We start from the raw sequence: 882 nt of genomic DNA on the forward strand, positions 1-882 counted from the left end.
CGCTGTAGCCGTCGCTCATCAGCATGCCGCTGTAGTCGCCGAGGAACTTCTTCGGATGCTCCTGGCCACGCCCCGGCTGGTACTCGAACAGCACCACGGGCTCGGCGCAGTCCTGGGCGCTGCGGTAGCACCACATGTAACTCTTGCTCTGCGCGGATCTGCCGGGTTCCTTGAGTACCTGAACCGTCGTTTCATCGCCGTGGATCAGCGGCTGCAACAGCAACGTTTTATGCAGCGCATCGTACAGGCGGCTGTAGTGCAGTTCGCTGGGGCGAATGATCCAGTGGGCGAGCGTGCCGCGACTCACCGGGATCTGCCAGCGCGCGAGTGCCTCCTGCATCCGGTACAACGGCATGCCGTCGACGTACTTCGCGGTCGCGACCGTCGCGATCACCGATGCGTCCGCATGGCTGCCCGGGATCGGCTGAACCGGCATCGGCGCAAGCACGACCGGGGTATGTTCGGCGTGCCGCTCGCAGTGCCGGCACGCCCACTTGGAACGCACGTTCTTGCGGACTGTCCACTTGACCTCGACGTGCAACTGTTCACTGACGTCCTCGCCGATGCGATGCAGCTGATTGCCGCAACAAAGGCAGCCGCGCTGGTCCTCCGGCAGGTCGTATTCGACTGGTTCACGCGTCAGGTACGCCGGCAATGGCTTGCGTCCGGCCTTGCGTCGTTCAGGCTGGCTGGCCGGTGGCAATCCGGTGTCGGGCAGCTCAGGCTGGACACCGTCATCGTCTTCGTCGCCCGGTTCGGTCCGTGCAATCTGCTCGGCTTCGTCGAACACGCGATCCTTGCGTTTTTCGCTTTTCGGTGCGAAACGCTCGGCCTGCAGCAGGCGGAGCTGCTCCTCGAGTTGCTCGACGCGCTGGTTCAGTT

1 protein-coding gene is annotated in these 882 nt (G+C 64.1%); it reads right to left on the minus strand.

Going from position 1 to position 882, the window contains the following annotated elements:
• Positions 1–882 (minus strand): IS66 family transposase (gene tnpC / locus P0D80_RS50600; protein ID WP_408296386.1); only part of this gene is annotated, 882 nt, incomplete at both ends.

The organism is Paraburkholderia sp. RL17-373-BIF-A, from assembly GCF_046030175.1.
In the GTDB taxonomy this organism is placed as follows: domain Bacteria; phylum Pseudomonadota; class Gammaproteobacteria; order Burkholderiales; family Burkholderiaceae; genus Paraburkholderia.